The sequence below is a fragment of the Vibrio sp. CCUG 15886 genome (genome assembly GCF_028570825.1).
In the GTDB taxonomy this organism is placed as follows: domain Bacteria; phylum Pseudomonadota; class Gammaproteobacteria; order Enterobacterales; family Vibrionaceae; genus Vibrio; species Vibrio vulnificus_B.
In genome coordinates this window covers 1-12,594 of the sequence record NZ_JAQQBT010000015.1, presented here as the reverse complement: position 1 = coordinate 12,594, position 12,594 = coordinate 1, and the positions used below count along the sequence as shown (strand labels likewise).

General features: G+C 47.6%; 14 protein-coding genes and 5 tRNA genes. 16 read left to right on the top strand and 3 right to left on the bottom strand.

Going from position 1 to position 12,594, the window contains the following annotated elements; genetic code table 11:
* The first annotated feature begins 5 nt into the window (after nucleotides 1–5).
* Genes PQQ36_RS18385 through hemW form a run of 7 tightly spaced genes read left to right on the top strand, consistent with a single transcriptional unit; the run spans nucleotide 6 to nucleotide 4,724 of the window.
* On the top strand, nucleotides 6–716 hold the full coding sequence (locus PQQ36_RS18385; RefSeq protein ID WP_011079461.1) for a YggS family pyridoxal phosphate-dependent enzyme: 711 nt from the start codon (nucleotides 6–8) through the stop codon (nucleotides 714–716).
* A 34-nt stretch (nucleotides 717–750) separates the two neighbouring features.
* Entirely contained in the window at nucleotides 751–1,569 is an 819-nt protein-coding gene (gene proC / locus PQQ36_RS18380; protein ID WP_039554700.1) for a pyrroline-5-carboxylate reductase, read from the top strand.
* A gap of 41 nt (nucleotides 1,570–1,610) precedes the next feature.
* On the top strand, nucleotides 1,611–2,168 hold the full coding sequence (locus PQQ36_RS18375) for a YggT family protein (protein WP_013571095.1): 558 nt from the start codon (nucleotides 1,611–1,613) through the stop codon (nucleotides 2,166–2,168).
* Entirely contained in the window at nucleotides 2,168–2,458 is a 291-nt protein-coding gene (gene yggU / locus PQQ36_RS18370) for a DUF167 family protein YggU (protein WP_017789833.1), read from the top strand. The genes PQQ36_RS18375 and yggU overlap by 1 nt, the downstream gene beginning before the upstream one ends.
* A 42-nt stretch (nucleotides 2,459–2,500) precedes the next feature.
* Nucleotides 2,501–2,932 carry a DUF4426 domain-containing protein gene (locus PQQ36_RS18365; RefSeq protein WP_011079457.1) on the top strand — a complete coding sequence of 144 codons (432 nt, stop codon included), beginning with the start codon at nucleotides 2,501–2,503 and terminating at the stop codon, nucleotides 2,930–2,932.
* A 10-nt stretch (nucleotides 2,933–2,942) separates the two neighbouring features.
* Nucleotides 2,943–3,545 (top strand): XTP/dITP diphosphatase, encoded by a 603-nt coding sequence (locus tag PQQ36_RS18360; protein WP_011079456.1) that lies wholly within the window; start codon nucleotides 2,943–2,945, stop codon nucleotides 3,543–3,545.
* Nucleotides 3,546–3,554: 9 nt separating this feature from the next.
* A complete protein-coding gene (hemW, locus tag PQQ36_RS18355) occupies nucleotides 3,555–4,724 on the top strand; it encodes a radical SAM family heme chaperone HemW (RefSeq protein ID WP_273662170.1) in 1,170 nt (389 codons plus the stop codon).
* 1 nt (nucleotide 4,725) lies between these two features.
* Here the strand turns inward: hemW and PQQ36_RS18350 are convergent, their stop codons facing one another.
* The 3 genes from PQQ36_RS18350 to trmB all read right to left on the bottom strand — a co-directional run bounded on the left by PQQ36_RS18350 (nucleotide 4,726) and on the right by trmB (nucleotide 7,165).
* Entirely contained in the window at nucleotides 4,726–5,352 is a 627-nt protein-coding gene (locus tag PQQ36_RS18350; RefSeq protein ID WP_011079454.1) for a DNA-3-methyladenine glycosylase family protein, read from the bottom strand.
* A gap of 46 nt (nucleotides 5,353–5,398) precedes the next feature.
* Complete coding sequence (gene glsB / locus PQQ36_RS18345; RefSeq protein ID WP_011079453.1) at nucleotides 5,399–6,319, bottom strand: glutaminase B; 921 nt, start codon at nucleotides 6,317–6,319, stop codon at nucleotides 5,399–5,401.
* A gap of 126 nt (nucleotides 6,320–6,445) precedes the next feature.
* Entirely contained in the window at nucleotides 6,446–7,165 is a 720-nt protein-coding gene (gene trmB, locus PQQ36_RS18340) for a tRNA (guanosine(46)-N7)-methyltransferase TrmB (RefSeq protein ID WP_039449199.1), read from the bottom strand.
* Between the two features lie 165 nt (nucleotides 7,166–7,330).
* On the opposite strand from trmB, the gene mutY reads away from it, so the two are divergent.
* From mutY to PQQ36_RS18295, 9 genes are all read left to right on the top strand, one after another.
* Nucleotides 7,331–8,383, top strand: a complete 1,053-nt coding sequence (gene mutY / locus PQQ36_RS18335; RefSeq protein WP_263123079.1) for an A/G-specific adenine glycosylase — start codon at nucleotides 7,331–7,333, stop codon at nucleotides 8,381–8,383.
* 21 nt (nucleotides 8,384–8,404) lie between these two features.
* Nucleotides 8,405–8,677 (top strand): oxidative damage protection protein, encoded by a 273-nt coding sequence (locus tag PQQ36_RS18330; protein WP_011079450.1) that lies wholly within the window; start codon nucleotides 8,405–8,407, stop codon nucleotides 8,675–8,677.
* 79 nt (nucleotides 8,678–8,756) lie between these two features.
* Complete coding sequence (gene mltC, locus PQQ36_RS18325) at nucleotides 8,757–9,896, top strand: membrane-bound lytic murein transglycosylase MltC (RefSeq protein ID WP_273662168.1); 1,140 nt, start codon at nucleotides 8,757–8,759, stop codon at nucleotides 9,894–9,896.
* Between the two features lie 100 nt (nucleotides 9,897–9,996).
* Nucleotides 9,997–10,072 (top strand) — tRNA-Phe (locus PQQ36_RS18320).
* Between the two features lie 54 nt (nucleotides 10,073–10,126).
* Nucleotides 10,127–10,202, top strand: a tRNA-Thr gene (locus PQQ36_RS18315).
* A 14-nt stretch (nucleotides 10,203–10,216) separates the two neighbouring features.
* A tRNA-Asn gene (locus PQQ36_RS18310) sits at nucleotides 10,217–10,292 on the top strand.
* 234 nt (nucleotides 10,293–10,526) lie between these two features.
* A complete protein-coding gene (locus tag PQQ36_RS18305; protein WP_273662167.1) occupies nucleotides 10,527–12,152 on the top strand; it encodes a methyl-accepting chemotaxis protein in 1,626 nt (541 codons plus the stop codon).
* Between the two features lie 233 nt (nucleotides 12,153–12,385).
* Nucleotides 12,386–12,461 (top strand) — tRNA-Phe (locus tag PQQ36_RS18300).
* Between the two features lie 58 nt (nucleotides 12,462–12,519).
* A tRNA-Thr gene (locus PQQ36_RS18295) sits at nucleotides 12,520–12,592 on the top strand.
* Nucleotides 12,593–12,594 lie beyond the last annotated feature (2 nt).

Here is a 12,594-nt window from a genome sequence, read left to right as displayed (position 1 = left end):
TTGCGATGAACAGTATTCAACAAAACATTGAACATATCACCACACAGATTCACGACTCTACGCAAAAGTGTGGACGAGCTCGAGACTCAGTGCAACTTTTAGCGGTCAGTAAAACCAAACCTGTCGAGGCGATTCTCGAAGCCTATCATGCAGGTCAAAGGGCTTTTGGTGAGAACTACGTGCAAGAAGGCGTAGAAAAAGTCCGATTTTTTGCCGAGCAACACCCTGAGAAATCCATCGAGTGGCATTTCATCGGTCCCATTCAATCGAATAAAAGTCGCTTAGTGGCGGAGCACTTTGCGTGGGTACATACCATTGATCGTGACAAAATCGCTCAACGTTTAAATGATCAACGCCCAGCCGAGCTCCCTCCGCTGCAAGTGCTGATCCAAGTGAACACCAGCGGCGAAGCCTCTAAGTCAGGCGTATCCGGTGAGGAAATATTTGCACTTGCTGAGTTGATTTCTACCCTCCCGAACCTCACGTTAAGAGGGTTGATGTCAATCCCTGAAAACGTCGATGACCACGCTTCTCAGTTGGCTGCATTCCAACCGCTTGCTGAGCTACAACAACGCTTGGTTCAACGCTATCCAAGCGTGGACACTTTATCGATGGGCATGAGTGGCGACATGGATGCCGCCATCGAATCAGGTTCAACCATGGTGCGTATTGGCACCGCCATTTTTGGCCATCGCGATTACAGCAACAAAGCGTAACTCGGCGACTTTTACTTACTAGCGGAACAGAAATATGGAACATAAGAACATCGCTTTTATCGGTGCTGGCAATATGGTGAGAGCCATTGTCTCTGGCTTAGTGGCAGACGGTTACCCTGCCGATAAAATCACTGCCACCGCACCCAGCGAGACGCGTCGTTTACCCCTTGAGCAGCAGTTTGGCATTCAGACCACCAGCGACAATCTCATGGCAGCAACGCAAGCCGACGTGATCGTCCTTTCTGTCAAACCGCAAATGATGGAAGAGGTGTGCAAACCACTGCAATCCGTCGATTTCTCCAATAAGCTGGTTATTTCGATTGCCGCAGGCATCAATTGCGCACGATTAAATGACATGCTCGCCACTCAACTCAACTTAGTGCGCGTCATGCCCAATACCCCATCACAACTCGGGTTAGGCATGAGCGGCTTATATGCACCAGTCTCCGTGGCAGAGCAAGATCGCCACTTTGCCGAGCAGTTGATGCAAGCGGTCGGCAAAACCTGCTGGGTCGATGAAGAATCGGGCATTAACCACGTTATTGCGGCGGCAGGCAGTGCTCCGGCGTACTTCTTCCTCTTTATGGAAGCCATGCAAGCTGAAGCGATGGCGCAAGGGTTTGATAAACAAACCGCTCGTTTACTGGTTCAACAATCCGCATTGGGGGCGGCCAGTATGGTGGTGGAAAACCCAGACACCGAACTGGCAACTCTGCGCGAGAACGTCACCTCGAAAGGAGGGACCACCGCCGAAGCATTACGCACTTTCAATGAACATCAACTCTCTGATATCGTAGCCAAAGCCATGCAAGCGGCAGTGGCTCGTGCGCAAGAGATGGAAAAACTGTTTTAATCACCTGGCTGCTTAGCAGCTCTACGTTTTAAGGGGCATCTATGAATGCAATGAGTTTTCTGATTTCGACGCTGTTTGATCTCTATATCATGGTCGTGATCTTACGAATTTGGCTGCAAGCCGCGCGTGCGGATTTTTACAATCCATTTTCGCAGTTTATCGTCAAAGCAACCCAACCCGTGATTGGCCCACTGCGCCGTGTGATTCCATCCATTGGTAGCCTAGATCTGGCAACCGTGTTGTTTGCCTACGTCTTGTGTGTGTTGAAGTTTGTTGCGTTGATCCTGATTGCTTCTGGTGGTTCCGTCACCTTTAGTGCCGATTTCCTCTACCTTGGCCTACTGTCACTGGTGAAAGCCGCAGGTGGTCTGTTGTTCTGGGTACTGTTGATCCGTGCGATTCTGAGCTGGGTGAGCCAAGGTCGCAGCCCTATCGAATACGTGTTCCATCAATTAACTGAACCTATGCTGGCACCGATTCGTCGTATTTTGCCCGCCATGGGGGGCTTTGACTTAAGCGTGCTGGTGCTGTTCATCGCTCTGCAATTTGCCAACTTCTTGATGGGCGATGTGATTGGCCCGATTTGGTATCAGTTGTAATGAACCCAGCGGTTTGGCTTGATGGTGAGGATGTGGTGCTTCGTCTCTACATCCAACCCAAAGCAAGTCGTGATAAAATCCTTGGCTTGCATGGTGATGAACTGAAAATTGCCATCACCGCGCCCCCCGTGGATGGGAAAGCAAATGGGCATTTAACCAAGTTACTGGGTAAGTGGTTTAAAGTTGCTAAAAGTCTGGTCACGATAGAAAAAGGAGAACTCGGACGGCACAAACAAGTGCGTGTTCACGCTCCACAACAAATACCAGACGAAGTGAAAGCCATCTTGTGATGGCTTTTTGTTTACCGCCAATAACGAGTAAGGAAGTCTACAATGAACAAATGGATGGTTGCGTTACTGAGTTGTCTGATGGCTCTGCCAACATGGGCAGAACAATTCAAAACCATTAAAGATGCGGAAGTGCATTACATCGCATTCAACTCCACCTTTTTAACCGCTAAAGTGGCGAGAAGCTATGGGCTAAAACGTAACGAATACAGTGCCATTATCAACATCAGTGTGTTGGACAAAAGCCGTGTAGGAAAACCAGCACTGGACGCCACAATATCCGGCCAAGCCAAGAATTTACTCGGCCAAATTCGTACTCTGGAATTTAAGCGAGTCCAAGAAGGGAGCGCGATTTATTATTTAGCTGAGTTGCCGATCAGCCACGAAGAGACCCTGACCTTCGATCTGGATGTCAACGCGGGCATCAAAGGCGCAGGCAAGCTCAAATTTACCCAAAAGTTTTATGTTGAAGAATAACGAGAACACCATGAAAAAGATCGTATTAGCCACAGGTAACCAAGGCAAAGTTCGCGAAATGGCAGACCTACTTGCCGATTTCGGTTTTGATGTCGTCGCACAAAGCGAATTCAATGTGTCTGAAGTGGCTGAAACGGGCACGACTTTCATTGAAAATGCTATCATCAAGGCGCGTCACGCCGCTAAAGAGACCGGGCTTGCAGCGATTGCGGATGATTCAGGTTTAGAAGTGGATTTTCTTCAGGGCGCTCCTGGGATTTACTCTGCACGTTACGCAGGAGAGAAAGCCTCAGATCAAGAAAACTTAGAAAAGCTATTAACAGCGATGGAAGGTGTGCCAGAAGCACAACGTACCGCGCGTTTCCATTGTGTGTTGGTGTTGATGCGCCATGAAAACGACCCGACACCCATTGTCTGCCACGGCAAATGGGAAGGCCGTATCTTAACACAAGCACACGGTGACAACGGCTTTGGCTACGATCCAATCTTCTTCGTCCCAGAAGACAACTGCGCTTCTGCCGAGCTTGAACCTGTGCGCAAGAAACAACTCTCTCATCGTGGTAAAGCATTGAAACAGCTTTTTGCTACGCTACGTGAACAACCTTTGGTGTAAGGTGCTCGCATGTTAACGCCCCCAGCACTCAGTTTGTATGTTCACATCCCATGGTGTGTACAAAAGTGCCCTTATTGCGACTTCAACTCTCACGCGCTCAAAGAGCAGATCCCAGAGCAGATGTACATCAATGCGCTGCTGGAAGATCTTGACCGTGACATCGAAAAGTATCAGCTTCACCGCGCGCCAAGACCACTGCACTCGATTTTTATCGGTGGAGGCACACCAAGCCTCATCTCAGCAGAAGGCATTCGAGATCTTTTGCAAGGGATCGAAAAACGCATTCCCTTTACGCCTTCGATCGAGATCACCATGGAAGCCAATCCCGGCACCATCGAAGCTGAGCGCTTTGCGGGCTATCGCAAAGCAGGGGTCACGCGCATCTCCATCGGTGTACAAAGTTTTGAACAGCAAAAACTTGATCGTTTGGGGCGTATTCATGGCCAAGATGAAGCAGTGAACGCCGCGAAACTGGCTCATCAAATTGGCTTGAACAGTTTTAACCTCGATCTCATGCACGGTTTGCCCGATCAAAGCATCGAACAAGCTCTGGCCGATCTGGACAAAGCGATTGAACTTAATCCGCCTCATCTTTCTTGGTATCAGCTCACTATTGAGCCAAATACCATGTTCTACTACAAACCACCGGCTCTCCCCGACGACGACCAGTTGTGGGACATCTTTGAGCAAGGCCATCAAAAACTCACACAAGCGGGATACGTGCAGTATGAGATTTCCGGTTACAGCAAACCCGGTTATCAATGTCAGCACAATCTTAACTACTGGCGTTTTTTTGATTACTTAGGGATTGGCTGTGGCTCACACGGCAAACTGAGCTTTGCTGACGGTCGCATAATTCGCACCACCAAAATTAAGCACCCGAAGGGCTACTTGGCGGCGCATCAAAATATGGTCAAACCCTATCTTGATAGCGAACAGTTGGTCGAAGAGATCGATCGTCCGTTCGAGTTCTTTATGAATCGCTTTAGATTGATGGAAGCGTGCCCTAAACAAGATTTTATTGACACAACAGGGCTACCACTGAGTTTTATCGAGACAACCATTCAATGGGCCGTTGAGATGGGCTATTTGAATGACAACGAAACCAGTTGGCAAATCACAGAGAAAGGTAAGCTGTTCCTAAACGATTTGCTCGAAGCGTTTATGGCTGAAGAGTAGCCTACTCGGAGAGCAGTTCGGCATCCAGCATCTCCCAGATATGCAAAGCAAGATAGGTACGATAAGGCGTGGCTGCGGATAAAATAGCTTCAGCATCAACGCCTTCTTTTTCGGCCAACGATGAGAGACCACGCATCAGAGCGGCATCACCAGCAGACCAGACATCAGGCATGCCAAAGAAAAACATCAGCGCCATCTCTGCCGTCCAAGGCCCAATCCCCCATAAACCCGTTAACTGCTTCACAATCGTCTGGGGATCATTACTGGCCAAAAATGCACTGTCCAGCGCCCCTTCCATCAGGGCCTGATTAATGCCCAAAATGGTTTTGACTTTGGCATTCGATAACCCGCAATCGCGCAGTGCTTGATAGTGTTCATCAACAAACGTCTGTTGCAAAGAGCCCTTCTCTGCGCTCAACGACTCTACACGTCGCCAGATGGTCTTCGCTGCGTTAACTGACAACTGCTGCCCGGCGACCGCTCGGCTTAAGTAAGGCAGAAAACTCGACGTCGGTTGTCGCTCAAGTGTGCGTGGGCCATTACGCTCCAGCACGGAACACAGAAACGGGAAAGATTGGCACTGCATCAGCAGCGCTTGATGAATTTGCTGGCTTGTTTGGTGTGGCATCTCGCCTCCTTGCGATTTCCCTCATGGATCCTGAAAGATTGGGGTATTAAAAAATCGAACGCCCAATTCGCTCAGAAAGCAACTCTAGCGCTTTCGTGCCCGCTAACGAGTTTCCTGACGGGTCTAACTCTGGTGACCAAACCGCAATGGTCATTTCCCCCGGCACGATGGCGATTATCCCGCCGCCCACGCCCGATTTGCCCGGCATTCCCACGCGATACGCAAACTCCCCCGCCCCATCGTACAAGCCACAGGTTGCCAATAATGCATTGAGCTGTTTAGTTTGCACTGGGCTAATAACGCGTTGGTCTGTGTGTACCGACACGCCTTTGTTCGCTAAATAACTAAAGGTCTTAGCCAAATCGACACAACTCATTTTCAATGCGCAAGCATGGAAGTAGTTGTTCAAAACCGGGATCACTTCGTTCTCAAAATTGCCAAATGAACGCATCAGATAGGCAATGGCCGCATTGCGGTCGCTGTGCATCATTTCAGAGGCCGCCACCACTTTGTCGTAACAGATATGCGTTTCACCAGAAAGCTGGCGGACAAATTCCAGCAAACGCTGGCGTGGCGCAGATAAACGGCTGGCCAGCAGATCGGCCACCACAATCGCCCCCGCATTAATGAACGGGTTGCGCGGAATCCCCTGCTCCATTTCTAACTGAATCAGCGAGTTAAACGCCTGTCCAGAAGGCTCCTTACCCACTCGACGCCAAATTTCGTCCGGCTGATACAGGCCCATGGCGAGGGTTAAACTCAGCGCTTTAGAAATGGATTGAATCGAGAACGCCTCATCGGCATCTCCCGCTTTGATCACCTCACCTTGATTGGTGTACACCGCGATAGCAAGCTTATGCGCCGGCACTCTGGCCAAAGCAGGAATATAGTTGGCGACTTTCCCACGCCCAATCAAAGGGCGAACTTCATGCAAAATTTCATTGAGCAGTTCTTTTGTTGGCTTCATGACAGACTTTACCAAACCATTATTGTGTTTATTGTAGGGTCAAAAAAGCCAACATTTCTCAATGTTGGCTCTTCTTTTTCGCAGTGTGCTGATTTTATAAAAACCAGTCAAACAATAAATCCGCGATTAGCTCACTCGCTTAAATTTAATATCCCACACACCGTGGCCAAGACGATGACCACGCGCTTCGAATTTGGTCAGCGGACGCTCTTCAGGGCGTGGAATATAATCGCCTTCTTGGGCAATATTGCTGTAACCTGGCGCTTGGTTCATGATTTCAATCATGTGCTCAGCGTAGTTTTCCCAATCCGTCGCCATATGGAAGATACCTTCATTCGGGATCAGCTTTTGACGAACCATTTCCGCAAACTCAAGCTGTACAATACGACGCTTGTGATGGCGCTTTTTGTGCCATGGGTCTGGGAAGAACAATTGCAACGTCGCTAGGCTGTCGTTCGGAATCATGTGCTCAAACACTTCAACCGCATCATGACACATCACACGCAGATTGGTGATGCCTGCTTCACGAGCGTCTGACAGACACGCACCAACGCCAGGGCTGTGCACTTCAATACCAAAGAAGTTCTTTTCTGGGGCATTTTTCGCCATTTCAACCAAAGAAGCGCCCATACCAAAGCCAATTTCAAGCACGACAGGATTATCGTTACCAAATACCTCTTTCCAATCAAGAAGTTGCTTTTGGTAATCGATGCCCATTGTTGGCCAGCACTCTTTCATCGCATTTTCTTGACCTTTGGTTAAACGGCCTTCGCGACGAACAAAACTGCGGATTTTGCGGATCAGCTTGCCGTCTTCATTGTATTCGTTAGTGGTGACTTCACTCATGGATTCTGCCTGCACATTGATTAATCAAAGCGGGGATTATCCAAAGAATTTTCTTTGGTGCAAGTGTTATCAATAAAAACCATTATCCCCACACTTTGTCGGTTGTACTTTCACCACAATCTGTGGTGCAATTTTGCCTACAAATAATAGAACACAGAGCATGTCGTGACACCTTTTGCCAGCGCCATTTTGAAATGGTATGACGCCTACGGAAGAAAAAACCTTCCTTGGCAACACAATAAGAGCGCTTACAGCGTTTGGTTATCGGAAATTATGCTGCAACAAACGCAAGTTGCGACCGTAATTCCCTATTACCAACGTTTTTTACAGCGCTTTCCGACCGTGGTTGATCTCGCCAACGCCGAGCAAGATGAAGTGCTTCATCTATGGACGGGGTTAGGCTACTACGCTCGCGCACGCAATCTGCACAAAGCCGCGAAAATGGTGGCTGAGCAATATCATGGTGAATTTCCATTGGAACTGGAGCAGATGAATGCTCTGCCGGGGATTGGCCGCTCTACCGCCGCTGCCGTGCTCTCTTCCGTTCACAAACAGCCACATGCCATTCTTGATGGCAATGTGAAACGCACCTTATCTCGCGCCTTTGCCGTTGAAGGTTGGCCTGGGCAAAAAACGGTCGAAAACCAATTGTGGCAATTAGCAGAAGCACACACCCCCAACACCGATGTCGATAAATACAACCAAGCGATGATGGATATGGGGGCAATGGTCTGCACACGCAGCAAACCCAAATGCACATTGTGCCCGGTGGCCGAGCTATGCCAAGCCAACAAACAAGGTAACCCGCTGAACTACCCCGGTAAAAAGCCTAAAAAAGAGAAACCCGTTAAAGAAACGTGGTTTGCCATGCTGCACTACAACAATCAAGTGTGGTTGGAACAAAGGCCACAAAATGGTATTTGGGGCGGATTGTTTTGCTTTCCGCAAAATGAGCATGCACAACTTGAAGCACTGCTCGAGAAGCGAGGCATAAAAGAAGGTGACATTCGCACACAAAACACCTTAATTGCTTTTCGCCATACTTTTAGCCATTACCATCTCGACATCACTCCGATTTTGCTGGACCTATCAAAGCAACCTGACATGGTGATGGAAGCCAGCAATGGTCTTTGGTATAACTTAGCCAATCCCGAAGAAGTTGGGTTAGCGGCTCCCGTCAAACAATTACTGGAGAGCTTGCCCCATGAACTTCGTTAATGCTTTATTTAAGGAGTCATTATGAGCCGCACTGTGTTTTGTGCTCGTCTAAACAAAGAAGCTGATGGTTTAGATTTTCAGTTGTACCCAGGAGAGCTTGGAAAGCGCATCTTTGACAACATTTCTAAAGAAGCTTGGGGTCAGTGGCAGCATAAGCAAACCATGTTGATCAATGAGAAAAAGCTCAACATGATGGATCCTGAACACCGCAAATTGCTCGAAACTGAAATGGTCAACTTCCTCTTTGAAGGTAAAGAAGTCCATATCGAAGGTTACACACCACCGAGCAAATAATCTGGTTTTCTTCATGGTTAATCAATGACATCATAGCCAACGCTGTGATGTCATTTTTTTAGGTTTGAATAGGTAAACGATGAAAAAGTTTGGGTATTTTTTAGCTGCATTGCTCTTAACCGGTTGTAGCCGCGAATTTATCGAAAACATCTATGACGTCAATTACCAACCGACCAACCGCTTTGCTAAAAATCTCGCAGAGCTGCCAGGACAATTTGAAAAAGACACGGCAGCACTGGATGCTTTGATCAACAGCTTCTCAGGCAATATTGAAAAACGCTGGGGGAGCCGAGAAATAAAAATGGCAGGCAAAAGTAACTATGTGAAATACATAGACAATTACCTCAGCCGAGCCGATGTCAACTTTAGCAATGGCACCATCCTCATTGAGACGGTTTCACCCACAGAACCCAAACAGCACCTGAAAAATGCCATTATCACTACCTTGCTAACTCCAGATGATCCGGCCAATGTCGATCTTTTCTCCTCCAAAGAGATCCGCTTGGAAGGGCAACCTTTTCTCTACAATCAAGTGTTAGATCAAGACAAACAAGCTATCCAGTGGACTTGGCGCGCCAATCGCTTTGCCGATTATCTGATCGCCAATAAACTCAAGACACGTACGGTTGATTTTAAGAAAGCCTACTACGTTGAAATTCCCATGGTGGCAGACCACGTAGACAAACGCAGTTATAAATACGCCGATATCGTACGCCGCGCCTCAAGAAAGTACGACATTCCCGAAGATCTGATTTACGCCATCATCAAAACCGAAAGCAGTTTCAACCCTTATGCCGTGAGCTGGGCAAACGCCTATGGCTTAATGCAAGTCGTACCGAAAACCGCAGGCCGCGATGTGTTCAACTTGGTTAAAAATCGCAGTGGCGAACCCAGTCCGGAATATCTCTTTAACCCAGAAAACAATATCGACACCGGAACGGCTTATTTTTATCTGTTGAAAAATCGCTATCTAAAAGAGGTCAATCATCCTACATCTCTCGAATATTCGATGATTTCAGCCTACAACGGTGGTACAGGCGGGGTACTCAACACCTTTAATCGCGACGATCGCAAGCGCGCAATGCGCGATCTCAACGCATTGCAACCCAATCAAGTGTACTGGGCATTAACCAAAAAACACCCCAATGCAGAAGCTCGCCGTTATTTGGAAAAAGTAACCAAATTCAAGCAAGACTTTAATCAAGGACATTCTCTTTGATTACAAATGAATATTTTCTAAGCAAATGATCAATTTTTTACTTTTTTTGCAAAAAATCGGTTGACGAGGCAGGTAAAAATCCGTTTAATAGCGCTCCGTCGCCCGGATAGCTCAGTCGGTAGAGCAGAGGATTGAAAATCCTCGTGTCGGTGGTTCGATTCCGCCTCCGGGCACCACGAATTCAAATCGTTGGTGCAAATAGTACAAGCGATAATTAAAGCATATAGTGTGCCGACTTAGCTCAGTAGGTAGAGCAACTGACTTGTAATCAGTAGGTCACCAGTTCGATTCCGGTAGTCGGCACCATTCTTAAAATTTGTTCCTCCTTAGCTCAGTCGGTAGAGCGACGGACTGTTAATCCGCAGGTCGCTGGTTCGAGCCCAGCAGGAGGAGCCACCTTTAAAAGCCAAGTCGAAAGACTTGGCTTTTTTCATTTCTGCGCTTTATTTCCCTGCCAATTCATTACTTTTCCTCTATTTATACTTTTTTCACGCTATAAATTTAATCACGATCATGCTTTGACGCTAAGCAGCTACTTGTTTCACTCGTGCTACATTAATATTTCATTTCAATTAAACGGACAAACCAAGCATTTGCCGTGTTCATTGTGACTACAATATGAGCATTTTTATGAAACTTAAGACACAAGCTTATTTATTATCGGGAATTATCTTAATTGCCCTACTCGCGTTAACCGCTACTGGCCTTTGGACACTAAGGGTGGCCAGTAATCTAGATAACAAAGCACGAGTAACCGAACTCTTTCGCAGCGCTTATAGCATCCTGACCGAAGTCGAGAAAATGGCCGTAGAAGGAAAAATGTCTGAGCCAGAAGCGAAAGCATTAGCCACTCGACTACTGCGTAATAACATCTACAAAGACAATGAGTATGTTTACGTTGCCGATGAAAAAATGATCTTTATTGCCACTCCATTAGATCCACAACTTCATGGCACCAGTTTTCATGATTTTCGAGATGGTAATGGCAACAGCGTTGGCCAGTTAATCCTAGATGTGCTTGGCCGAAAAACAGGCCAACTGGTGGAATATACTTGGACGCAAAAACTGGCCGATGGCTCGATTGAGGAAAAACTCTCAATCGCAGAAAGAACCCCACACTGGGGTTGGGTTGTCGGTACGGGTATCGGCTTCAATGAAGTGAATGCTCGCTTTTGGTCTACCGCCCAATGGCAGTTGGTCCTTTGTCTTGTGATTGCAGGCACGATTTTGGGTGGCTTGATTGTTTCCATCAATAAAATGCTGAATCTGTTGGGTGGCGAGCCAAATGATGTGCGCAACGCAGTACAAGACGTGGCAAAAGGTCGCATCCAAACCAGTTTCGACAATAAAGCGCCACAAGGCAGTATTTACCAGGCCGTGCAAGAGATGAGCCTCTCCTTAGCCGAGATGATCAGCAACCTAGAACGTTCAATGCACGCACTGCGTGACGAACTGGCGTCCGTTGAAAGCCGTAGCGATACCATTTCCAGCCTCACTGCGACACAGCAACAGTCGACCGCGATGATAGCAACAGCGATGACAGAAATGGCTTCTTCTGCAAATCACGTCGCCGATTCCGCCAGTGATACGGCCAACAATACGGATGAAGCCGATAAACAGAGTAAACATACACAGGAGCTGATTCACAATACCGTCAGCAACATCCAGGGATTGGCAAGCCAGTTAGGCACCGCCAGCCAAGCGGTGGCAGACCTCGACAAAGACGTGAACAACATTGTAAAAGTGCTCGATGTGATAGGCGATATTGCGGAGCAGACTAACCTGCTCGCGCTCAATGCAGCGATCGAAGCGGCGCGAGCGGGCGAGCAAGGAAGAGGTTTTGCTGTCGTCGCGGACGAAGTACGTAACCTTGCAGGAAGAACCCAATCCAGCACTAAAGAGATCCAGTTGATGATCAATAACTTGCAACAAGGTTCTCGCAACGCCATCCAAACCATGGAAATCTGTGCGGAGACCAGCCAAAGCACCGTTGTTGAATCGCAAACAGCTTCAGAAGCGTTGCAACAGATTGTTCAGGCATTGGAGTCCATCAGTACCATGAGTCAACAAATTGCGACCGCCGCTGCAGAACAAACACAAGTGAGTGATGATATTGCACAGCGTATCAACATGATTGAAGACAGCGGCAATCAGCTTACCAGCGTCGTCACAGAGAGTCACAACAGCACGCGCAGCTTGGCGACCTTAGCGAACCAACTCGAAAACTGGGTCAATAAGTTTTCTGTAAAGCATTAAACTAAACTTGTTTTCTAACTAAGCACGCCTTATCGCGTGCTTTTTTATTGCTGGAATCGCTGTTCATCCCATTAAATCTGATAAACAAATGTCGCTTAGATGTTTATATACTGTACTTCCATCGTTTAAAACGAATAAAAACACCCCATTGCGGGTACAAAAGCAGCAAACGATATTTTTTTTGCATTTTTATATTGACCTAGAAAGCGAAAAACCGTTTAATACACCTCGTCGCCCGGATAGCTCAGTCGGTAGAGCAGAGGATTGAAAATCCTCGTGTCGGTGGTTCGATTCCGCCTCCGGGCACCACGAATTTAAAGTCGTTGGTGCTTAACGTACGAACGACAATTTAAAAAGAATATAGTGCGCCGACTTAGCTCAGTAGGTAGAGCAACTGACTTGTAATCAGTAGGTCACCAGTTCGATTCCGGTAGTCGGCACC

Coding starts and splice junctions, on each gene's coding strand:
- hemW (WP_273662170.1), top strand. CDS start 3,555: ATGTTAACGCCCCCAGCACTCAGTTTGTATGTTCACATCCCATGGTGT.
- glsB (WP_011079453.1), bottom strand. CDS start 6,319: ATGAAGCCAACAAAAGAACTGCTCAATGAAATTTTGCATGAAGTTCGC.
- trmB (WP_039449199.1), bottom strand. CDS start 7,165: ATGAGTGAAGTCACCACTAACGAATACAATGAAGACGGCAAGCTGATC.
- proC (WP_039554700.1), top strand. CDS start 751: ATGGAACATAAGAACATCGCTTTTATCGGTGCTGGCAATATGGTGAGA.
- PQQ36_RS18330 (WP_011079450.1), top strand. CDS start 8,405: ATGAGCCGCACTGTGTTTTGTGCTCGTCTAAACAAAGAAGCTGATGGT.
- PQQ36_RS18365 (WP_011079457.1), top strand. CDS start 2,501: ATGAACAAATGGATGGTTGCGTTACTGAGTTGTCTGATGGCTCTGCCA.
- PQQ36_RS18375 (WP_013571095.1), top strand. CDS start 1,611: ATGAATGCAATGAGTTTTCTGATTTCGACGCTGTTTGATCTCTATATC.
- PQQ36_RS18350 (WP_011079454.1), bottom strand. CDS start 5,352: ATGCCACACCAAACAAGCCAGCAAATTCATCAAGCGCTGCTGATGCAG.
- PQQ36_RS18305 (WP_273662167.1), top strand. CDS start 10,527: ATGAAACTTAAGACACAAGCTTATTTATTATCGGGAATTATCTTAATT.
- yggU (WP_017789833.1), top strand. CDS start 2,168: ATGAACCCAGCGGTTTGGCTTGATGGTGAGGATGTGGTGCTTCGTCTC.
- PQQ36_RS18385 (WP_011079461.1), top strand. CDS start 6: ATGAACAGTATTCAACAAAACATTGAACATATCACCACACAGATTCAC.
- PQQ36_RS18360 (WP_011079456.1), top strand. CDS start 2,943: ATGAAAAAGATCGTATTAGCCACAGGTAACCAAGGCAAAGTTCGCGAA.
- mltC (WP_273662168.1), top strand. CDS start 8,757: ATGAAAAAGTTTGGGTATTTTTTAGCTGCATTGCTCTTAACCGGTTGT.